The following is a 19,509-nucleotide window of genomic DNA, read 5'->3' as shown; positions in this document are numbered from 1 at the left end:
CCCCCAGGGTAGGGCGTCGTCGGTCAGGACGCGTCCCTGAGGACATTTGCGACCCCGTCCTGCCCACTCGACTCCGCGTGCTGCAGCGCGGTCACGCCGTCGCCGTCGGCAATGGCCGGGTCGGCGCCCGCAGCAAGCAGGATCCGAACGATCTCCTGGTACGGCCGGGAGCCGTCGCCGAGGATGACGGCCTCGAGCAGCGCCGTCCAGCCGAGGTCGTTGACGTGGTTGATGTCGATGTCGGTACGCACAACCCGGCGTACGTACTCGACGTGGCCTCGCTCGCTGGCCGGGATGGCCGACAAACCGCCGTACCTGTTGCGGATCGACAGGTCCGGGTCCGCGGACAGCAGCGCCTCGAGCATCGGCACGCTTCCCGTCACGCCCGTCACGAGCCACGGTGTGTCGTGCTGGTCGTCGAGGGCATCGGGATCGGCGCCCAGGGCGACGAGCAGTCGCGCCACGTCTATCCGATCGTTCGTCACCGCCACCAGCAGCGGCGTACGACCGCGTTCGTCTCCGACCTCCAGTTCGGCACCGGCACGGATCGCCAGCGCGGCCCGGTCGGCGTCGCCCGATGCCGCGGCGTCCAGGAGCGCTTGGTCCGGTCGGGCGATCGGCCGCTCGTCGAGCGCGGCCCGCAGCGTCTCCGCCACAGCGTCGTACCCCTTCCGCGTCGCGTGGTCGATCGGCGCGACCCCGTCTTGGGCCGACGGCAGCCGTACGTCGGCGCCGCCGGCCACCAGCGTACGAACGGTGTCGACGTACCGGCCGGAACCGTCGCCGAGGACGATCGCCTCGTGGAGCGCCGTCCAGCCGAGGTTGTTGACATGGTTGACGTCGATGTCCGCCTGGATCAGCCGGCCCACGACACCGGCGTGACCGCGTTCGGCGGCGCGGATCAGCCCGGTGCCGTCGAAGCTGTCCAGCGACGTCACGTCCGCTCCGTGCCGCAGCGTGAGATCGAGCAGGTCGTCGTATCCCTCGCTGGTCGCTACCAGGTACGCGCTCTGCTCGGTGTCGTCCTTGGCGTTGACGTCGGCGCCATCTTCGATGAGGCGGCGGACCCGCGACACGTGGTTGTCCCATGCCGCCTCGATCAGCCGGGAATCCAGCTCGGCCTGGCGTTCGTCACTCAGCACGGTCGTCTCCTGCGGTCGAGTCGGTTGCTCCTGCCGGTCGGTCGGCCGCGCGGTCCGGGTGCCGCCGGACGCGGGCGCGGGCTCACCATTCTCGCTCTGTCCGGCGCAGGCCGCGACGAGCACCAAGCTCGCCGCAGCCACGGCAATTGCGCGGATCATGACAAGTCCCTCAGCGCCAGGGGAGCGAGGGCGACCGCCGCCCGCGCGAGTCCCGCTGCGATGCGCTTCATCTGTTGCTCCTTCGTCGTCTGGTTCCTCCACGATCCCCCCTCGCGTACGCGCGGCCATCGGGCATCCAGCCACACTCCGACCACCCGATCGGCCAACCGCCGATAGCCGAACGGATGATGCCGGCTGCCCCCACAGCACATAGGCTCGGCGAACATGAACACGTCGGCGTACCGGGGCGTGCGCCCGCTGCTGGCCGGCGCCGATCGGCTCGAGACCTGGCTCCACATCGCGTTCGTGGTGCTCACCATCACGTCCACCTGGCGCTACCTGGACGGCCATGGCCTGTCCGACCGCGGCCCCTGGGTGCTCGGCGGGGCACTGCTGCTCGTCGGGGTGTACGCGAGCTATCGGCTGTTGCCCGCGCCCGTGTGGTGTGGCGTCCTGGTCGTGGTGTGGATCGGCCTCACCGCCCTTGCACCGTCGTTCTCCTGGTGCGCGGTGCCGCTCGCGTTCGTGGCGCTGCGGGTGCTCCCGTACGCCGTGGCGTACGTGGTGGTCGCGGCGATGGTGGTCACGGTCGTCGTGTCCTGGTCGGCCATGTCCGACACGGTCGACCCGACGGTCATCGCCGGCCCGATCGCCATTGCAGTGCTCGCGGTGGGTGCGTACCGCGCCCTCGACGTGCAGGCAACCGAACGCCAACGCCTGCTCGACGAGCTGCACGAAGCGCAGGGCGAGCTCGCCGAGGCGCAACACCGGGCAGGGGTCGTTGCGGAGCGCGCGCGGTTGTCCCGCGAGATCCACGACTCGGTTGCGCAAGGGCTTTCGAGCATCAACCTGCTGCTGCAGGCGGCCGACCAGGACTGGGAGGCGAGACCGGCCGCGGCCCGCGAGCATGTGTCACAGGCCGCGATCACCGCGCGCGACGGACTCGACGAAGTGCGCCGGGTCGTACGCGACCTCGCGCCTGCGGAGCTGTCCGCCGGGGGCGACCTCCCCGCCGCCGTCCAACGCGTCACCGACGAGGCCACCCGCGATCGGGGACGCGCCTCGGTGCGCGTCCACGGTGAGCCGGCCGTGCTACCCGACCCTGTCGGAACGGCCCTGCTGCGTACGACGCGCGGCGCGCTCGCCAACGTCGTCGAGCATGCGGACGCGTCCCACGTCGTCGTCTCGCTGACGTACCAGCCGGACTCAGTCACGCTCGACGTACGTGACGACGGCCGCGGGTTCGACCCGACAGCGTCATCACCGGCAGGTCAACCGGCGCGGGGACGCGGGCTCGCGGGCATCCGTGCGCGCGTCGAGGAGCTCGGCGGCTCGCTCGCCGTCGAGTCCGCACCGGGCGACGGCACCGCACTCGCTGTCAGCATCCCGCTGAACGCGCCGACACAAGGCAGGATGTCCTAAGGCCGTGTCTCCTTATACCCCGCCGGCTCGCGTGCCTCCGCATCCCGCCTGGCTGCGTTACGGTCGCTCGCAGGAGGATTCAACTACAACTTCGCTCCCGCGCCTTGCCAGATCGGGCGCGGAGACCCGCTCGCTGATCGACGCGGCATAAGGAGACACGACCTGTGATCCGCCTCGTACTCGTCGACGACCATCCGGTCGTACGCGCGGGCGTGCGCGCGCTGCTCGAAGGGCAGGACGATCTGACCGTTGTCGGCGAGGCGTCCGACGCCGACGGCGCGACCGAGACCGTACGCCGCACGCGTCCGGACGTCGTTCTGATGGATCTCAACCTCGGCTCCGGCCGCGGCGGTGCAGAGGCGACCGCCGACGTCCGCGAGCTGCCCGACCCTCCCCAGGTACTCGTCCTCACGACGTACGACACGGAGGCCGACATCCTGGCGGCCGTCGATGCGGGCGCCGCGGGCTATCTGCTGAAGGACGCACCGGCCGACGAGCTGTTCCGCGCCGTTCGCGGCACCGCGCGCGGCGAGACCGTGCTGGCGCCCGCTGTCGCGGCGACGCTCGTACGCCGCGCGAGCACGCCCGGCCCCGTGCTCACCGACCGCGAGGTGGAGATCGTCGAGCTACTCGCGAAGGGCTTGGCGAACAAGGAGATGGCCAAACGTCTGCTCGTCAGCGAAGCCACCGTCAAGTCGCATCTGTCGCATGTCTACGCCAAGCTCGGCGTCGACACCCGCGCGGGTGCGGTCGCCACCGCGATCGAGCGGCGCATCATCCGTCGGTAGCGGCCAGGCCGTGTCTGCCTAGCTCGGCGTGCCCCACAGGTGACTCAGCACCGTCCTGAGCTCGCCGAACGCCGGCATCTGCCCACCGGACCGGAGGCGCTCGATGGCCCAGCTGTCGAAGGCGGGCAATGCCGCGGTGGTGATGCCGACGAGCAGCGACCGGTCTATCGGGATGGTGATCACGCCGATGTCGGCGCCATTGGCGATGAGGTCCTCGACCCAGCCGACGAACCGCCCCCGGCTCCGGTCGTAGAACGCGGCGTCGATCAGCGCGAGATCGGCGGGATGCTGCTCGATGTGGACCGTGATGTTGTCCGTACTCCGCTCCAGCTCCGCCCAGAACGCATCGGGGTCGGCGGCGGTCGGCCACGTTCCGAGCGCCGCGCCGAAGCGCTCGGCGACCTCGTCGAGCACCGCGTCGAGAAGGTCCTCGCGGCCGTCGAAGTAGTTGTACGCCGACGAGCGCGAGATGCCTGCAGCGGCAATGATCTGGTTGTACGACGCGGCGTCCGTGCCTTGCTCGGCGAACGCCTTCAGCGCGATATCGAGGATGCGGCGCTGTTCGTCGGCGGGTAGGCGATGGAAGCGAGGCAGTGGCACCCGGCGATACTAGCAATTGGACATGTAGTGTGTACAGGTGGTACACAGTAGTGGTCGGATAGTGCACCAACGCGAGCAGATGGGAACACCGTGACTGCGAAGACAACACCAGACGACGGAGTCATCGACGTCGACGGACTCGTGAAGACCTTCGGGTCGTTCCGCGCCCTCGACGGGCTCGACCTGCACGTACGCCGCGGCGAGGTGCATGGGTTCCTCGGACCCAACGGTGCGGGCAAGTCGACCACGATCCGGATCCTGCTCGGTCTCGTCCGGGCGAGCGGCGGCAGCGCGAGGCTGTTCGGTGGCGACCCGTGGCATGACGCCGTACCTCTGCACCGCCGGCTCGCGTACGTGCCAGGCGATGTCTCGTTGTGGCCGGGCATGACCGGCGGCGAATGTATCGACGTCCTCGCCTCGACCCACGGCGGACTGTCGGCCGAGCGCCGTGCCGAGCTGATCGAGCGCTTCGACCTCGACCCGTCAAAACGTAGCGATGCCTACTCGAAGGGCAACCGGCAGAAGGTCGCCCTGGTGGCGGCCCTCGCGGCAGACGTCGACCTGCTGGTGCTCGACGAGCCGACGTCCGGCCTCGACCCGCTGATGGAGAAGGTCTTCCAGGACACCGTCCGCGAACGTACGGGCGAGGGCGTGACCGTACTGCTGTCGAGCCACATCCTCTCCGAGGTCGAGGCTCTCGGCGACCGGGTGACCATCATCCGCAAGGGCAAGGCCGTGACCTCCGGCACGCTTCCCGAGATGCGCAGACACACACGTACGTCGGTGCACGCGGTGACGGACGCCGAACCGGCGGCGCTCGTGAACCTCGGGGGGGGTTCACGAGCTTTCGACGACCCGCGCGGACGACCGGTTCGACGTGACGTTCAAGGTCGACACCGACCAGGTGAACGACGCGATCGGAGTTGTGCACGCGGCCGGGCTGCATTCGCTGACGGCCGAGCCGCCCAGCCTGGACGACCTGTTCCTCAGCAGCTACTACGGCACCGAGACCGACTCCGTCGAGGTCGGCTCGTGAGCGCGCGGACGGCGACGGTCGACGCACCCGACCGCCCGCTGCGCGGCGGCACCCGGATCATGCTCACCACGCACTGGCGCAGCGGGCGGCGCGCCTTGCTGATCTGGGTGATCGCGATGGTCGGCCTGTTCGCCGCGACCGCCTGGTCCCTCGACAGCGTCTACGACACTCCGGCGAAGATCGCCGAGTACGCTGCCGGCGTCAGCGGGGCGGACAGCTCGACACTCGCGATCAACGGCACGGCGTACGGCGTCGACAACATCGGCGGCGTCATTGCGTACGAGTTCGGCTTCATGAGTGCGATCGCCGTCCCCCTGATGGGCGTCCTGCTGATCGCACGGTGGACGCGGCGCGAGGAGGAGAGCGGCCGACTCGAGATGATCCGCGCCGGCGTCGTCTCCCGGCGGGCGCCGCTGGCCGCCGCGCTGATCTGGACCACGGCGGCGTTCGCCGTCATGGCGGTCGGATACGTACTCTCGCTCGTCCCGATCGGGATCTCATGGGCCGACGCAACCGCGTACGCCCTGTCGCAGGCGGCACTCGGGCTGTGGTTCGCGGCTATTGCCGCGCTCGCGGCGCAGGCCGCGGAACGCACCCGCGGGGTGTACGCGGCGAGCATCGGCGTACTCGCACTGGCGTTCGTGCTCCGGGGGGTCGGCGACGTCGAGGACAACTTCCTCACCTGGCTCTCGCCGCTCGGCTGGACCGAGGAGACCCGCGCGTTCGCCGACACGCGCTGGTGGCCGATCGCGCTCACCCTCGCACTCGCGGCGCTGATCATCGTCGCGGCATTCGTCGTGCTCGAGCGCCGCGACCTCGGCAGCGGCGTACTCGTCGCCCGCCCAGGCGCGCCGACCGCGGGTGCCCTGGTACGCAACAGCTTCGGCCTCGCGGCGCGGATGCATCGCAACATCGTGCTGGGCTGGGCGGTCGTCGCCGTTCTCGTCGGCGGCTCGTTCGGCTCGGTGATCGACGCGATCGAAGACGTCGCGTCCGACAACGACACCCTGCAGGACGTGATGGCCGGCGGCTCCGACCAGGCCGACGCATTCGTCGCCTTCGTCGTGATGATCGTCGCGCTCGTCATCGGCGGGTACGCGATGGAAGGCGCGAGTCGGATCAGCGAGGAGGAGCGCGGTGGCCGCCTCGAACCCGTTCTTGCCGGGTCGCTCGGCCGCCTGCGTTGGCTACTCGGACACGGCATCGCGATCTGCGTCGGTGCAGTGGTCGTGACGCTGGCCGGCGGCGCCGCCCTCGGAGCGGGAGTCGCCGCATCGGAGAGCGACGGGAGCCAGTTCGGGCGGATGCTCGGCGCGACGTTCGCGTACCTTCCCGCGATGCTGGTGCTCGCCGCGCTCGCGGTGCTCTTGTACGCCGCGAAGCCGTCGCTTCAGCCGATCGGATGGGCGGCCTACGCGTACGTCGCGGTGGTAGCGATCCTCGGTGACACGCTTCGGCTTCCGGACTGGGCGATGAACATCTCACCGATGAACTGGGTCGGCAGGGTGCCCACGGAGTCCGCGGAGACCTGGGCACTCGTCGTCGCGCTTGTCGTGGTGTGCGCCTTCGCCGCGGCGTCTGCTCTGGCCCTGCGAGGTCGCGATATTCCTTCCACGTAAAGCGATGTGACCCGACGAGGAACCCGACGCGGGTGGCCTGCATCCAACGGCACGTTCGGCTCCCGAGCCGCCGCCCACGCCACAGGTCAACCCCGGAGGGAACGTCATGTCCACGCTGCTGAAACAGCCGGTGTTCGTCGTCGAGCAGCGCGGCAAGGCATCCGAGCTCGACGTCGGTTCCGAGATCCGCGATGCCGACGGAAGTACGATCGGCGCGATCCGGCCCGTCGAGCAGAGTGCTGCCCGCAAGGCCTTTCGCCTGGTGGCGAGGATCGACGCGTACCTCGGCCACACCTTCGAGGTGACCGACCGCACCGGCACCGTGCAGCTGCGCCTCGATCGACCCGCGCGGTTCGTACGGTCGCGGCTGGTCGTCACCGAGCCGAGCGGGCGCGAGATCGGCGAGATCACCCAGCTCAACTCCCACGGCAAGATCCGGTTCGGCCTCACGTACACGGGCAAGCCGATCGGCGAGCTGCGCGGCCGGAGCATCCGCGGCAGCTCCTTCGACATCCTCGATCGCGAGGAGAACCAGGTAGGGCGCGTACGCAAGGAGTTCGAGGATCCGAACGAGAGGGACGGAAGCCGCTCGGTCATGCTCGACTCCGAGGTCGCCGGCCCGCTGCGCACGCTCGCGATCGCCGCCGGCATCGCACTCGACCTCGCCCTGCATCCGTCCGGCGCCGAGTGAGCCGACGTACCATCAGCGAGCGAGCAGTCGCGCAGCGGCGGCCAGGAGCTCTTCGGCGTCGCGCACCACCGCGGCGACGTACGCATCCGGGCGAAGCAGCCAGATCTCGTCCGCTTGGATCCCCAGAGCCTCGGAGACGGTGATCGCGGCCATCGAGTCCTCGATCGCCGCGACTGGCATCACGCGTACGGGTGCGGACACCATGGCGCGTACCGCCCTCGAGACCGACGTCGCGTCGACGTCGGCCCCGGTCAGCACTGTCAGATGCTCGCGCGCCAACGAGCGCAGCGGGATGGCGACGCTGTCGTACCTCGCGGGCACGTCGGGCAGCAGGATGCCCGGTGCGGGTGCGGGAGTGAAGCCTTTCGGGGGCCGACCCTCGAACGTCCGCGACGGGTCGAGCGTGGTGAGCGGCGAGTCGACGTACCAGAACGGCTCCGCCAAGCGGCCCGAGTCGACCCGTGCGCGCGCCGAGGGGTCGGCGCCCGCGTCGTCGAGAGTCACCCGCCGGTACGCGATCTGCTCGGGAGTCTCCGGCGCGAGGAAGTCCATGGTCGCCGAGGTGATCGTCAGGTTCTCGACGGCGGCGGCGTGGCGTTCGTCGTCGTACGTGCGGACGAGAGCGGGCGATGCGTAGCCTCGCGATGCGTACGCGATTTTCCAGGCAGCGTTCTCGGCGTCCTGCACGCCGGAGTTGAGCCCGCGGGCGCCGAACGGCGTCACCAGATGCGCGCAGTCGCCGGCGAGCAGTACGCGCCCAGCGGACATCCGGTCGGCGATTCGCTCGTGCGCACGGTAAACCGAGCACCAGACGATCTCGTACGCCGCGTCGCCGACGATCTGTCGGATCCGCCGATCGAGCGCACCCGACCGGCGCTCCTCGTCGAGGTCGTACGTCTCGTCGACCTGCCAGTCGATGCGGTACGTCGAGTCCGGACAGGGATGGATCAGTACCTGCCTGCCGGGATTCCACCGCGGGTCGAAGTAGAACCTGCGCTCCGTACGCCAGTCCGGAAGCTCCGTGCGGATATCGCAGATCAGGAAGCGGTCGGCATAGCTGTGCCCGTAGAACTCGATGCCCAGCGACTCGCGCAGGTCGTCGCAGTGGCCACCCGCACACATGACGACGTACGTCGCACGCAGCTCGAACGGACCGACCGGCGACGTACCCACGACGGTCACACCGCCGGCGTCCGGTCGGATCCCCGTCACGCAGTGTGCCCACCGAGCGTCGACGAGTGGCTGACTGCCGAGTGCTGTGTCGAGGATCCGTTCGGTACGCGACTGGGAGATGTTGACGAACGGCGGAAACCGCGACCGCCCGCGGTCCTCGAAGGTCAATGCAAAGAGCTCGAGATCACGGTGGAAGGTACGAGCCGTCGTCCAGGTCACACCCTCGTCGGCGACCTGCCGACCCGCGCCGACCGAGTCCCAGATGTCAAGCACGTCTCGCTGTTGACAGATCGACCTACTGCCGACGTAGTCGCGCTCGGGTCGCTCGTCGAATGTGATGACGCGCAGCCCCCAGCGCGCGAGCAGGAGCGATGCGGACTGCCCCACCGGGCCGTTGCCGACGACGACAACGGCATCATCGTGCGCCCGCCCATCGGTCACGCCTGCAGCGCCTCCCACACCTCGCGGTCGCGTTCGGCCGTCCAGATCTGCGGCCAGTCGATACCGTACAGCTCGTCCCACAACCGTTGAACGTCGAACGGCAAGCAGTGCTCGAAGATCGGCCATCGTCCGTACGTCGGCTCGAGCGCCGCATGCGCCGCCGCGAACGCCTCTCGTACCCCACCGCCCAGCGCATGGACCCGACCGACCTCGTCTCGCAGGACGGTCAGGAACGAGCGGGACTGCTCGATGGCGGCCTCGACGGCTTCGCGCCCGCGTACGACCGAGCCCCGACCGCCGACGAGGTACTCGGCGCCGAACGCGGCGATTGCGTCGAGTGTGCCCGTCGACCAGTCGGCGTGGAACGCATCGCCCGTGTACAAAGCGGCCTCGGCCTCCACAAGGTCGCCGGCGAACAGGATTCGGTGCTCGGGAAGCCACGCGACGATGTCACCGGCGGTGTGCCCGCGACCGCAGTACGCAAGCTCGAGCGGCCCTCGGTCGCCGCCGAGGTCGATGCTCAGCCGGTCGGTGAACGTGATGTCCGGCCAGGTCAGACCGGGGATCGAGTCGGGATCCCGGAAGAGTCGCGGCATCCTGCCCAGCTCGCTGTCCCAGTCCGCCTGTCCACGGTCGGCGATCAGCCGCCGCGTCTGCTCGTGTGTGATCGTCACCTCTGCCCCGAACGCACTCGCGCCGAGCACGCGTACGGCGTGATAGTGGCTGAGCACGAGGTACCTGATCGGCTTGTCGGTCAGCTCGCGAAGCCGGTGCAGCCAGGCCTGCGCCGCGACCGGCGTCGCCCTCGCCTCGAACGCGACCACGAAGTCCTTCCCCTCGACGGCTCCGACGTTCGGATCGCCCTCGGCGGTGAGCGCATACACGCCGTCGGCCAGTGTCTCGAGTGTCTCGGTCTTGTCGGCGAGGTCGGCCGACGATGCGAACGGCTTGGACATGCCACCACATTGTCCGAGACCGCGCGACGTGGCAACAGCAGTATGTTCGGACACTGAGTCTCCCTGGTCTTCCGCATCGGAGGTGGACAATGAGCAACCGGGCCGACGTCGCTCTCGTTACTGGCGCGTCCCGCGGACTGGGAGCCGCTGTTGCGCGGTCCCTGGCCGCTGACGGCTGGGCAGTGGCGGTCGGCTACCGGTCAGGTTCGGAGCGCGCGCAGCGGGTGGTCGACGACATCCGCAACTCCGGTGGTGCCGCGGAAGCATTCGCGGCCGACGTCACCGACGAGTCGCAGGTGACGGATCTGGTCGACCGAGTCACGAACGATCTCGGCGAGATCGAGGTCCTCGTTGCCAACGCGACCGGTCCGCAGCCGAGAGTGCCGGTCGACGACCTGACGTGGCAGGCGCACCTGGACCAACTGGAGTTCTTCGTCAAGAGTCCGACACTGCTGCTGCGAGCCGTGCTACCGAGCATGAAACGGCGTCGCAGTGGCCGGGTCATCCAGATCGGTTCCGATATCTTCGAGCGCGCCCTCCCGGGCATGTCCGCGTACGTCGCGGCCAAAGGAGCTCAACTCGGCCTCACCCGATCCTGGGCACGCGAGCTGGGCCCTTTCGGGATCACCGTGAACGTGGTCGCGCCCGGCTGGATCCCGGTGGAGCGACACGGCGACGTACCCCCGGAGCAGGTGACCGAGTATCTGGCCGACGTGCCGCTCGCCCGCATGGGCATGCCGGGTGATGTCGCCGCAACGGTGAGCTTCATCGCCTCCGACGCCGCCGGCTTCATCACTGGAGAACGGATCACCGTCAACGGCGGCCACACGATCGACTGACCCGGGTCGTTCGAACGCGACGTACGTCCCGTAAGAATGGGCGGCATGGCGCGTACTGACCCGGCCGCAGAAGTCGACAGCTACCTGATCGACGCAATCCGCCGCATCGCACCGGTCGGAGTCACCGACTCCGCCGGCGACGGCAAGCGTCTGCTCGCGTTGTTCGACGCGCAGGCGGGTAGCCGCCAGGTGGATCTCGCGGCGCGCGATCTCGGCCGTCGCGGCCTCGGCTACTACAGCATCGGGTCGGCAGGCCACGAGTCGAACGCGGCAGTCGCGGCCGCCCTGCGGCCGACCGACCCCGCTCTCCTGCACTACCGGTCGGGAGCGTTCTACGTCGAACGCGCGAGCCAGGTGCCGGGCCAGCATCCGCTTCGCGACATGCTGCACGGAATCGTCGCCTCGGTCGACGACCCCATCTCGGGCGGGCGGCACAAGGTGTTCGGCAACGCCGACCTGTCGGTCATCCCGCAGACGTCGACGATCGCCTCGCACCTGCCCCGCTCCGTCGGCCTGGCGTTCGCGCTGGGCCGTGCGTACCAGCTCGGCGTACGGCCCGAGTGGCCGGCGGATTCGGTGGTGGTGTGCAGCTTCGGCGATGCCTCGGCCAACCACTCCACCGCGGTCGGCGCCATCAACGCCGCATTGCACGCGAACTACCAGGGCGCGCCGATGCCGTTGCTGCTGGTGTGTGAGGACAACGAGATCGGCATCAGCGTGCCGACACCGCGAGACTGGATCGAGCGTACGTATGCCGAACGCGACGGTCTCGCGTACTTCGCCGCCGACGGCGCCGACCCGGTCGGCTGCCTGGAGGCCGCGACAAAGGCCGCGGAGTGGGTACGCGAGCGCCGGTCACCCGCATTCCTGCACCTGCGCACCATCCGCCTGATGGGCCACGCGGGGTCCGACGTCGAGTCCGCGTACCGCGCACCGGCCGAGATCACCGGCGACTACGGCCGCGACCCGCTTCTCGGTACGGCGCGCGCACTGGTCGCGACCGGCACGTCGACGCCCGCCGAGGTGATCGACCTGTATGAGAGCAAGCGATCGGAGGTCGCCGAACTCACCGCCGCCGTTCTCCGTAGCCGTCGCCTGACCAGCACCGCGGAGGTGATGGCGACCATCGCGACGACCTCCACCGAGGCGATCGCGAGGCGCGTCTCGGAGATCTCCACCGAAGTCGACGGAACCCCACTCACGGTCGCCCAGTCGATCAACCGCGCACTCGCCGACGAGCTCGCGTACGACGACCGGGTCGTCGTCTTCGGCGAGGACGTCGGTCGCAAGGGCGGCGTGTACGGCGTGACCCGCGGGCTTCGGAAGGCCTTCGGCGCGCGGCGCGTGTTCGACACTCTGCTCGACGAACAGAGCGTGCTCGGTACGGCGCTGGGGTCGGGGCTGGCGGGACTGCTGCCCGTGCCGGAGATCCAGTACCTCGCGTACCTGCACAACGCGTCCGACCAGCTGCGGGGTGAAGCAAGCACGCTGAGCTTCTTCTCCAACGGGCGCTATCGCAACCCGATGGTCATCCGCATCGCCGGGTACGCGTACCAGAAGGGGTTCGGCGGACACTTCCACAACGACAACGGGATCGCAGCGCTGCGTGACATCCCGGGCCTCGTGATCGCGTCGCCGTCGCGCCCGGACGACGCGGCCTCGATGATGCACACCTGCCTCGCCGCGGCCGCGGTCGACGGCCGCGTGTGCGTGTTCCTCGAACCGATCGCGCTCTACCACACCAAAGACCTGTACGCCGACGACGACGGACGATGGCTCGCCGCGTACCCCGACCCGGGCGATCCGTCCACGCAGGTGCCGCTCGGCAGGGCGCGTACGTATGGCGACGGCACCGACCTCACGATCGTGACGTTCGGCAACGGCGTACGCATGAGCATGCGTGCGGCGCGCCGCCTGTCGGAGCGGGGAGTCTCGGCGCGGGTGGTCGACCTACGGTGGCTGGCACCGCTGCCGGTCGAAGACCTGATGGAGGCGGCCGCGGCGACCGGCCGCGTGCTGGTCGCCGACGAGACCCGGCGTACTGGCGGGGTGTCCGAGCAGGTCACGACGGCCCTGGTCGACAGCGGCTTCGCGGGCCGGGTGGCCCGGGTCGCGAGCGAGGACAGCTTCGTCCCCCTCGGCGACGCGACCCGGCACGTACTCCTTGACGAGGACACCATCGTGCGCGCGGCCACCGACCTCATCGCCCGCTGACTCGAGAACGCCAGGGATATCAGGCCGGCGTCGAACCCGCGACCGCTGTGCCGTCCACGTCTTCAGCACGGATCACGCGGGCGGCAAGCCCACCTCGTGCGTAGGCGTCGACCGTGAGCGGAGCCTGACGCTCGCTCGTCTCGATCAGCAGGTGGCCGCCGGGCGCGAGCCACGCGGCGGCGTCTGCGGCGATGCGTCGGTGGATCTGCACCCCGTCCGGGCCGCCGTCGAGCGAGACACGCGGTTCGTACGAACGCGCTTCCACGGGCATCGTGGCGATCGCGTCGGTAGGTACGTACGGCGCGTTCGCGACGATGATGTCGATCCGACCGCGCAACGTCTCCGGCAGCGCATCGAACAGGTCGCCCTCGTACGCGTGGCCGCCGAACGCGCCGAGGTTGCGCGCGGCGAATCGTACGGCGGCCGGGTCGACATCCCCGGCGTACGCCTCGACGCCTGCGACGTCGGACGCGATCGCCGTAGCCACCGCCGCAACTCCGCAGCACAGCTCAACGACGACCGTGCCGCCGACGGCGAGCGCCACCGCCTCACGGACGAGCACCTCGGTACGCCGGCGCGGCACGAAGAGGCCCCGGTCGACCGAGATGCGCAGGCCGTGGAACTCGACCCAGCCAAGGATGTGTTCCAGGGGCGTTCCGGCGACCCGCTCATCGACGAGGTCGGAGAGTTCATCGGGGGTCGTTGCCGCCTCGACCAGCAGCCGCGCTTCGTCTTCGGCGAACACGCAGCCCGCACTGCGCAATGCGTCGACGACGTCTTGGGTCACTGCGTCCTCGACGCGTAGTCGACGGGCGTCACGTAGCGCTGATCGGAGTGCGCCTTCCAGTACGCGTCGCGCAGGTTCGCCGTCACGTGTCCGACGCGGCCATCGCCGACCGGCGAATCGTCTACGGAGGTGATCGCCATGACGCCACCGGCCGTCGAGGTCGCGAACAGCTCCGACGCTTGGCGCAGTGTCGGCTCCTCGAGGTCGTCGATCGTTGTCGAAAGCCCATGCTCTGCTGCGAGTTCGAGCACGGTGCGCCGGGTGATGCCCTCGAGCACACCGACCGCCGGCGTGACGAGCGCGCCGTCGACGACCGCGAACACGTTGTAGCCGGGCCCTTCCGTCACGAAGCCGCGATGGTCGAGCAGGATCGGGTATCGGCCGCCGCGGTCGTACGCCTCGAACAGGCCCCTCGTGAGGTCGCCCCAGTGGAAGTTCTTCACGGTCGGGTCGACGGAGTCGGGCGGAATGCGCCGCGTCGACCGCACCACAACCGCATCCATGCCGGCCTCTTCTTCGGGCCGCAGGATCCATACGTACGGGATCGCGTAGGCGTAAAGACGGTTGTCATACGTGCGAGGGTCGCGCGACCCGGAGGTCGGCACTCCGCGGGTGCACATGACCTCGACGTACGCCTCCCGCAGCCCTGAGGCCCGTACGAGCCGGTCGAGCAGCTCCGTGATCTCGGATCGGTCGAGCGGCACGGTCATCCGGAGTCGCTCGCAGCCGCGGAGGAATCGGTCGAGGTGGTCGTCGAGCCGGAAGAACGCTCCACCCCACACGCCCACGACGTCGTACGTCACGTCGGAGCGGGTCAGACCGGTGTCCAGCAAGGGGATCCGTGCCTGATCGACGGGAACGACCTCACCGTCGACGTACGCGGCTCCGCGCGCGAAGTCCGCGTCGGCTCGGGTCTCGCTCATCCACGTCCTCTCGTCGGCACACTTCCTCCGAGCGTACGCGCGACGTCAATGGCGTTTCGGGCATGCCGGTCGGCCAAGCGTCGCCACGGACAAGGTTCAGCGACGCGGCCTCGTGGCAAGAATCGACCTTTGGCCGGTCCTGGGCGGTCAAAGGTACATTCTCTCGTCGCGGCCACAAGCGGTAGCGTCATCCCGACATCCGCCGTCGGAGGAGAGCCGATGAAGGTCAACCACGAGCTGCGGTACGACGCGAAGCCGGCCGCCGTGTACACCATGCTGACCGATCCGTCGTTCCGCGAGCGGGTCTGCGATCGGAGCCGCGCGATCGACTGGAATGTCGACGTCGTGGAGACGTCGGGCGGCACTCAGGTGACGGTCGAGCGTTCCCACGCCGCTCCGAACCTGCCGGGCTTTGCGCGCAAATTCGTCGGTGACTCGATCCGGATCGCCCAAGTCGAGACCTGGTCCAACGAGACCACGGCCACTCTGCAGCTCACGATTCCCGGCAAGCCCGGACGGCTCGTCGGCACGTCGGAGCTCACGACCGACGGCGACGGCACCCTGCAAACGATCTCGGGGACCCTCAAGGTCGGCGTGCCCCTCATCGGCGGCAAGCTCGAGGAGCTGGTCGACGGGTTCCTCCGCAAGGCACTGCGCGCGGAGCAGCGAGTGGGTGCCGACTGGCTGGCGGACGCCGGCTGACGCACCGGTTCAGCGAGCCTGCAGGGCGTCGAGGGCGATGGCCTGGGCGAGTACGAGGATCCGATCGAGCGAGTCGTCGTCGAGGCTGATGACGTAGTGATCGCGAAACCGGGTCTTCTTCTCGAAGCTGCCGACGTGCTCTGAGTCCCGCTGGAACTCGAAGTGGTACTTCCAAGGGAAGGGCGAGTCGCCGATCCAAGGAATGAAGTCCCAGATCCGACGGAACAGCGCCATGCCGCCACTGCGCTCGGTGATCGAGACCGACCTCTGCCCGGGTTGTTCGAGCAGCCAGGTCGACCGCAGCAAGGACTTGCCGAACTTCTTGGTGAACAAGCCGATCGGGCGGCCGTCGGGGCCCGTCACGTCGTACGACCCTGAGATGTCGATCGCCTTGCGGGCCTTGAACCCCCCCGAGCACGATCGACTTCGTGCTGTCGGTGAAGAGGGTGACCTCCTCCTTGAACTTCATTCGCTTCTGTTCGACGAACACGACGAGCTCGCCCGGCTCGCCGCCGTCATCGGCGAAGACCTGGTAGCGGTTGACCATCATGGTCACCTTCTGGTGCATGTGGAACAGCCGCTGTTTCTGAAGTTCCGCGATGTCCATCTTTCCCCCGTCGTGAGATCGGCCCGGTGGATTCGGCGCCGTGTGGAATCGACCTTCCGACGAAGCGTATCGCCCTCGTAGCATTCAGCCACGCGCGGCAATCAGCTCCTGGAACCAGCGGTACGAGTCTTTCGGCGTACGCCGCTGGGTCTCGAAGTCGACGTGCACCAGCCCGAACCTCTCGGCGTACCCGGCCGCCCATTCGAAGTTGTCGATCAGCGACCAGGCGAAGTACCCGCGTACGTCGACGCCCGCGTCGATCGCGTCGGCCACGGCGCGCAGATGGGCATCGTGGTACGCGATCCGCTTCTGGTCGTGCACGCCGCCATCGGGGCCGACGACATCGTGGTACGAACAGCCACTCTCGGTTACGTACAGCGGCGGAAGCGCATCCCCGTAGCGATCCCGAAAGGTCGTCAACATCTCGGTGAGACCGTCGGGGACGACCGCCCAGCCGAAGTCCGTGGTCGGTACGCCCGCGAGCTGGCCGAGCTCGAACGGCAGGTCTACGGGCGGTTCCGCGCCTTCGAGGGTGGGCGATGGCGCGGTCGCGCTCCCGGGCGCGCCGACGACGGTCGGTTGGTAGTAGTTGATCCCGTACCAGTCGAGTGGTGACGAGATCACCGCGAGGTCGTCGCCGACGGGCCCGGGCATTCCGTCGCCGATGTCGTTCGGGTACGTACCGCGTAGCACCGGGTCCGCGAACATCCAGTTCACCAGCGCGTCGTACGTCGCGGTGGCTTCCTGGTCTGCGGCGGACTCGCTCGCGGGCCGGCTGGGCTGATGATTGGACGCGATACCGATGTTAGTCGCCCCCGCGGCCCGCAGCGCCTGCACCGCCAGACCGTGGCCGAGGAGCTGATGATGTGCGACCGGCAACGCCTCGAAGCCGAGGCGCTCACCGGGCGCGTGGACACCGAGCGCATGCCCGAACATCGTCACGACGACGGGCTCGTTGATCGGCATCCACAGGTGCACCCGGTCGCCGAGCCGGTCGGCGACGATGCCGGCGTACTCCGCGAGGCGTTGCGCGGTCTCGCGGTTGAGCCAACCGCCCTTGTCCTGCAGCGCTTGCGGCAGGTCCCAGTGATACAACGTGACCGCCGGCTTGATGCCTGCGCCGACCAGCTCGTCGACCAGCCGGTCGTAGAAGTCGAGACCCGACTGGTTCGCCACTCCCTGGCCCGTCGGCTGGATGCGCGGCCACGCGATCGAGAACCTGTACGCATCGACCCCGAGCTCCCGCATCAGCGCGACGTCCTCGGCGTACCGGTGGAAGTGGTCGCACGCGACGTCGCCGGTCTCGCCGTTCATGATCCGCCCGGGTTCGGCGCAGAAGGTGTCCCAGATCGAACGGCCTCGGCCGCCCTCGTCGACGGCGCCCTCGATCTGGTACGACGCAGTTGACACCCCGTACAGGAAGTCGGACGGTAACGGCACGCGGTCGGGCATCCGTCGCCTTTCATGGTGATGACATCGGCTGTGACTCCCGAGCATCCCGTCTGCACCGCGAGCAGGTCAAGAGTCCGGGACACCTGACCCGTTGGGTCTATATTGGGCCGTCAACGAAGCGCGTCCGACCGAAGGAGCACCGATGGCTCGGCTGTCCTCAGCCCAGCGACGAGTCCAGCTCGTCGACGCGGCGATCCGCGTGATGACCCGCGAGGGCATCGCGAAGGCCACGACGCGCGCGATCGTGGCGGAGGCCGGTGTCTCGCTCAGCGTGTTCCACTATTGCTTCGAGTCGAAGCAGGAGCTGTTCGAGGCCGTCATCGCGACGCTGACCGAGCACTCCGCCTCGCCCGCAATGGCGGCCGCCGACCTCGGCCCCGACGCGACGCTTCGCGACACCGTACGCGCAAGCCTGCAGGCGTACTGGGACCACGTCGTCGCCAACCCCGACGAGCACATGCTGACGTACGAGCTGACCCAGTACGTGCTGCGGCAACCCGGTCTCGAGGACGTCGCGCATCGGCAGTACCGCCAATACGTCAAGGCCAACCGGGACGTCGTGGAACAGGTGCAGAAGCAGTTCGGGTTCGAGCTCTCCATCTCGGTCAGCGACCTTGCCCGCTACCTTGCCTCGACGCTCGACGGTCTCACCCTGAACTATCTGGTGCTCGGGAACAAGGCGTCGGCCGAGCGGATCCTCGATGCGCTCTCCGACCAGGTCGTCACCTACGTACGCGCGACCCGGGCATGAGCCCCGACCGCGCCGCACGCCGAGCCGTCTTTGCCGGTTTCGCCATCCAGGGCCTGACGTTCTCGTCGATCGTCACCCGGCTGGCGACGATCAAGGACGAGTTCGATCTCGACGACACCGACATCCTGTGGCTACTGGCGGCCGTGGCCGCGCTGTCCGCGGTCGGCAGCATCGTCGCCGGGTACGCCGCCGCCCGGTGGGGTAGCGCGCCGACCCTGCGGATCGCACTCGCCGGAGTCTCCCTCGGCTCGGTCCTCCCCGGGCTGGCGGACTCGCTCCCCGCGCTGGTCGCGTGCACCTGCGTCTACGGCTTCTTCGTCGGCGCGGTCGACGCGACGCTGAACATGCAGGGTGTCGCGGTACAGGACCGCTACGGACGCAGCATCATGACCGGATTCCACGCGATGTGGAGCGTCGCCGCGGTCGTCGGTGCGGGGTACGCGTCGTTGACGATCGGCCTCGACTGGTCGCTGTTCGCGTCGCTCGTCGTCGTATGCGTCGTCGGGCTGATCGCCAACGCGCTCACCGGCTCCGAGCTCCTGCGCGCCGAGCCCGGTGTCGCCGTCGGCGGGACGGCAGATCCGCGGACTCCGGCGCGTATGCACCGGGTGCCGTGGGTGCCGATCCTGCTCATCGCCGTGCCGACGTTCGCCATGTGGGTCAATGACTCCGCGACATCGGTCTGGAGCGGCATCTACCTCCAGGACGGTCTCGACGCCGCCGCGTACGCTGCGCCGGCAGCGTACGGCGCGTACCAGGCCGTGCTGCTGCTCGTACGTCTCGTCGGCGACCGTTTGGTCGGCCGATATGGCGCGACGGCGGTGGTTCGCGGCAGCGGCGTGCTCGCGGTTGTCGCGCTCGCCGTGATCGTCGCCGCCCCCTCGGTGCTCGTGGTCGTGGTCGGATTCGCGTTGCTGGGCGGGGGACTCTCGTTGATCCCCCCGCTGTCGTACGTCGCTGCCGGCCATCTCGACACCGAGGGCGGGACGACCGCGATCGCCCGGGTCAACGTCGCCAACTACGTGGGCTACCTGGTGGCCGCATTCGCCATCGCGTTCACGTCGCACGAATGGGGTGAGCGCTACATGTTCGTGCTGCCGCTCGTGATCGTCACGCTGATCCCCCTGATGGCGAACCAGTTCGAGCCGCGCGTACGCACCCGCGACGCCCCGTGAGCATGACGTTTGGGTCGTGTCGCACGGCGTGT

At 69.0% G+C, this 19,509-nt stretch carries 18 protein-coding genes; 10 read left to right on the top strand and 8 right to left on the bottom strand.

The window, feature by feature from the left end:
* Positions 1-23: 23 nt before the first annotated feature.
* Entirely contained in the window at positions 24-1,301 is a 1,278-nt protein-coding gene (locus tag L0C25_RS12850; protein WP_271632043.1) for an ankyrin repeat domain-containing protein, read from the bottom strand.
* A 225-nt stretch (positions 1,302-1,526) separates the two neighbouring features.
* Between L0C25_RS12850 and L0C25_RS12845 the strand changes: the two genes are divergently transcribed.
* Together L0C25_RS12845 and L0C25_RS12840 are read left to right on the top strand one after the other, a co-directional pair.
* On the top strand, positions 1,527-2,723 hold the full coding sequence (locus L0C25_RS12845) for a sensor histidine kinase (protein WP_271632042.1): 1,197 nt from the start codon (positions 1,527-1,529) through the stop codon (positions 2,721-2,723).
* A 164-nt stretch (positions 2,724-2,887) separates the two neighbouring features.
* A complete protein-coding gene (locus tag L0C25_RS12840; protein ID WP_271632041.1) occupies positions 2,888-3,511 on the top strand; it encodes a response regulator in 624 nt (207 codons plus the stop codon).
* An 18-nt stretch (positions 3,512-3,529) separates the two neighbouring features.
* Here the strand turns inward: L0C25_RS12840 and L0C25_RS12835 are convergent, their stop codons facing one another.
* On the bottom strand, positions 3,530-4,111 hold the full coding sequence (locus L0C25_RS12835) for a TetR/AcrR family transcriptional regulator (protein WP_271632040.1): 582 nt from the start codon (positions 4,109-4,111) through the stop codon (positions 3,530-3,532).
* A 90-nt stretch (positions 4,112-4,201) separates the two neighbouring features.
* Here L0C25_RS12835 and L0C25_RS23990 point away from each other — a divergent pair, with 90 nt between their 5' ends.
* The gene (locus L0C25_RS23990) at positions 4,202-6,766 is read left to right on the top strand and encodes an ATP-binding cassette domain-containing protein (RefSeq protein WP_333908533.1); all 2,565 of its coding nucleotides are present in this window, start codon (positions 4,202-4,204) and stop codon (positions 6,764-6,766) included.
* Between the two features lie 106 nt (positions 6,767-6,872).
* The gene (locus tag L0C25_RS12820; protein WP_271632038.1) at positions 6,873-7,457 is read left to right on the top strand and encodes an LURP-one-related/scramblase family protein; all 585 of its coding nucleotides are present in this window, start codon (positions 6,873-6,875) and stop codon (positions 7,455-7,457) included.
* A gap of 12 nt (positions 7,458-7,469) precedes the next feature.
* Here the strand turns inward: L0C25_RS12820 and L0C25_RS12815 are convergent, their stop codons facing one another.
* Both L0C25_RS12815 and L0C25_RS12810 read right to left on the bottom strand, forming a co-directional pair.
* Entirely contained in the window at positions 7,470-9,071 is a 1,602-nt protein-coding gene (locus L0C25_RS12815) for an FAD-dependent monooxygenase (protein WP_271632037.1), read from the bottom strand.
* Positions 9,068-10,027 (bottom strand): MBL fold metallo-hydrolase, encoded by a 960-nt coding sequence (locus tag L0C25_RS12810; RefSeq protein ID WP_271632036.1) that lies wholly within the window; start codon positions 10,025-10,027, stop codon positions 9,068-9,070. The genes L0C25_RS12815 and L0C25_RS12810 overlap by 4 nt, the downstream gene beginning before the upstream one ends.
* Before the next feature lie 89 nt (positions 10,028-10,116).
* On the opposite strand from L0C25_RS12810, the gene L0C25_RS12805 reads away from it, so the two are divergent.
* Positions 10,117-10,866 carry an SDR family oxidoreductase gene (locus tag L0C25_RS12805; protein WP_271632035.1) on the top strand — a complete coding sequence of 250 codons (750 nt, stop codon included), beginning with the start codon at positions 10,117-10,119 and terminating at the stop codon, positions 10,864-10,866.
* 45 nt (positions 10,867-10,911) lie between these two features.
* Positions 10,912-13,080 (top strand): thiamine pyrophosphate-dependent enzyme, encoded by a 2,169-nt coding sequence (locus tag L0C25_RS12800; protein ID WP_271632034.1) that lies wholly within the window; start codon positions 10,912-10,914, stop codon positions 13,078-13,080.
* A 19-nt stretch (positions 13,081-13,099) separates the two neighbouring features.
* Here L0C25_RS12800 and L0C25_RS12795 read toward each other — a convergent pair whose 3' ends face one another.
* Both L0C25_RS12795 and L0C25_RS12790 read right to left on the bottom strand, forming a co-directional pair.
* A complete protein-coding gene (locus L0C25_RS12795; RefSeq protein ID WP_271632033.1) occupies positions 13,100-13,867 on the bottom strand; it encodes a putative protein N(5)-glutamine methyltransferase in 768 nt (255 codons plus the stop codon).
* Positions 13,864-14,790 carry an aminotransferase class IV gene (locus tag L0C25_RS12790; protein ID WP_271632032.1) on the bottom strand — a complete coding sequence of 309 codons (927 nt, stop codon included), beginning with the start codon at positions 14,788-14,790 and terminating at the stop codon, positions 13,864-13,866. Before L0C25_RS12790 ends, L0C25_RS12795 begins: the two co-directional genes overlap by 4 nt.
* 219 nt (positions 14,791-15,009) lie before the next feature.
* On the opposite strand from L0C25_RS12790, the gene L0C25_RS12785 reads away from it, so the two are divergent.
* On the top strand, positions 15,010-15,492 hold the full coding sequence (locus L0C25_RS12785) for a DUF2505 domain-containing protein (protein ID WP_271632031.1): 483 nt from the start codon (positions 15,010-15,012) through the stop codon (positions 15,490-15,492).
* A 9-nt stretch (positions 15,493-15,501) separates the two neighbouring features.
* Here L0C25_RS12785 and L0C25_RS12780 read toward each other — a convergent pair whose 3' ends face one another.
* The gene (locus tag L0C25_RS12780; RefSeq protein ID WP_271632030.1) at positions 15,502-15,855 is read right to left on the bottom strand and encodes an LURP-one-related/scramblase family protein; all 354 of its coding nucleotides are present in this window, start codon (positions 15,853-15,855) and stop codon (positions 15,502-15,504) included.
* A gap of 16 nt (positions 15,856-15,871) precedes the next feature.
* Here L0C25_RS12780 and L0C25_RS12775 point away from each other — a divergent pair, with 16 nt between their 5' ends.
* Positions 15,872-16,180: a hypothetical protein gene (locus L0C25_RS12775; protein WP_271632029.1), complete on the top strand. Its 309-nt coding sequence runs from the start codon at positions 15,872-15,874 to the stop codon at positions 16,178-16,180.
* A 3-nt stretch (positions 16,181-16,183) separates the two neighbouring features.
* Here L0C25_RS12775 and L0C25_RS12770 read toward each other — a convergent pair whose 3' ends face one another.
* Positions 16,184-17,551 (bottom strand): GH1 family beta-glucosidase, encoded by a 1,368-nt coding sequence (locus tag L0C25_RS12770; protein ID WP_271632028.1) that lies wholly within the window; start codon positions 17,549-17,551, stop codon positions 16,184-16,186.
* Positions 17,552-17,693: 142 nt separating this feature from the next.
* Between L0C25_RS12770 and L0C25_RS12765 the strand changes: the two genes are divergently transcribed.
* A complete protein-coding gene (locus L0C25_RS12765; RefSeq protein WP_271632027.1) occupies positions 17,694-18,302 on the top strand; it encodes a TetR/AcrR family transcriptional regulator in 609 nt (202 codons plus the stop codon).
* The gene (locus tag L0C25_RS12760; RefSeq protein WP_271632026.1) at positions 18,299-19,477 is read left to right on the top strand and encodes an MFS transporter; all 1,179 of its coding nucleotides are present in this window, start codon (positions 18,299-18,301) and stop codon (positions 19,475-19,477) included. Before L0C25_RS12765 ends, L0C25_RS12760 begins: the two co-directional genes overlap by 4 nt.
* The last annotated feature ends 32 nt before the right edge of the window (positions 19,478-19,509 follow it).

The organism is Solicola gregarius (assembly GCF_025790165.1).
GTDB lineage: Bacteria > Actinomycetota > Actinomycetes > Propionibacteriales > Nocardioidaceae > Solicola > Solicola gregarius.
The sequence above is the reverse complement of the archived record's forward strand: the minus strand, read 5'-3'. Positions and strand labels throughout refer to the sequence as shown.

What these genes read in the sequence shown, in the direction of transcription:
- L0C25_RS12820 (WP_271632038.1), top strand. Translation starts at nt 6,873, where the DNA reads ATGTCCACGCTGCTGAAACAGCCGGTGTTCGTCGTCGAGCAGCGCGGC.
- L0C25_RS12775 (WP_271632029.1), top strand. Translation starts at nt 15,872, where the DNA reads ATGTCGATCGCCTTGCGGGCCTTGAACCCCCCCGAGCACGATCGACTT.
- L0C25_RS12850 (WP_271632043.1), bottom strand. Translation starts at nt 1,301, where the DNA reads ATGATCCGCGCAATTGCCGTGGCTGCGGCGAGCTTGGTGCTCGTCGCG.
- L0C25_RS12790 (WP_271632032.1), bottom strand. Translation starts at nt 14,790, where the DNA reads ATGAGCGAGACCCGAGCCGACGCGGACTTCGCGCGCGGAGCCGCGTAC.
- L0C25_RS12810 (WP_271632036.1), bottom strand. Translation starts at nt 10,027, where the DNA reads ATGTCCAAGCCGTTCGCATCGTCGGCCGACCTCGCCGACAAGACCGAG.
- L0C25_RS12845 (WP_271632042.1), top strand. Translation starts at nt 1,527, where the DNA reads ATGAACACGTCGGCGTACCGGGGCGTGCGCCCGCTGCTGGCCGGCGCC.
- L0C25_RS12760 (WP_271632026.1), top strand. Translation starts at nt 18,299, where the DNA reads ATGAGCCCCGACCGCGCCGCACGCCGAGCCGTCTTTGCCGGTTTCGCC.
- L0C25_RS12785 (WP_271632031.1), top strand. Translation starts at nt 15,010, where the DNA reads ATGAAGGTCAACCACGAGCTGCGGTACGACGCGAAGCCGGCCGCCGTG.
- L0C25_RS12800 (WP_271632034.1), top strand. Translation starts at nt 10,912, where the DNA reads ATGGCGCGTACTGACCCGGCCGCAGAAGTCGACAGCTACCTGATCGAC.
- L0C25_RS12805 (WP_271632035.1), top strand. Translation starts at nt 10,117, where the DNA reads ATGAGCAACCGGGCCGACGTCGCTCTCGTTACTGGCGCGTCCCGCGGA.
- L0C25_RS12770 (WP_271632028.1), bottom strand. Translation starts at nt 17,551, where the DNA reads ATGCCCGACCGCGTGCCGTTACCGTCCGACTTCCTGTACGGGGTGTCA.
- L0C25_RS12765 (WP_271632027.1), top strand. Translation starts at nt 17,694, where the DNA reads ATGGCTCGGCTGTCCTCAGCCCAGCGACGAGTCCAGCTCGTCGACGCG.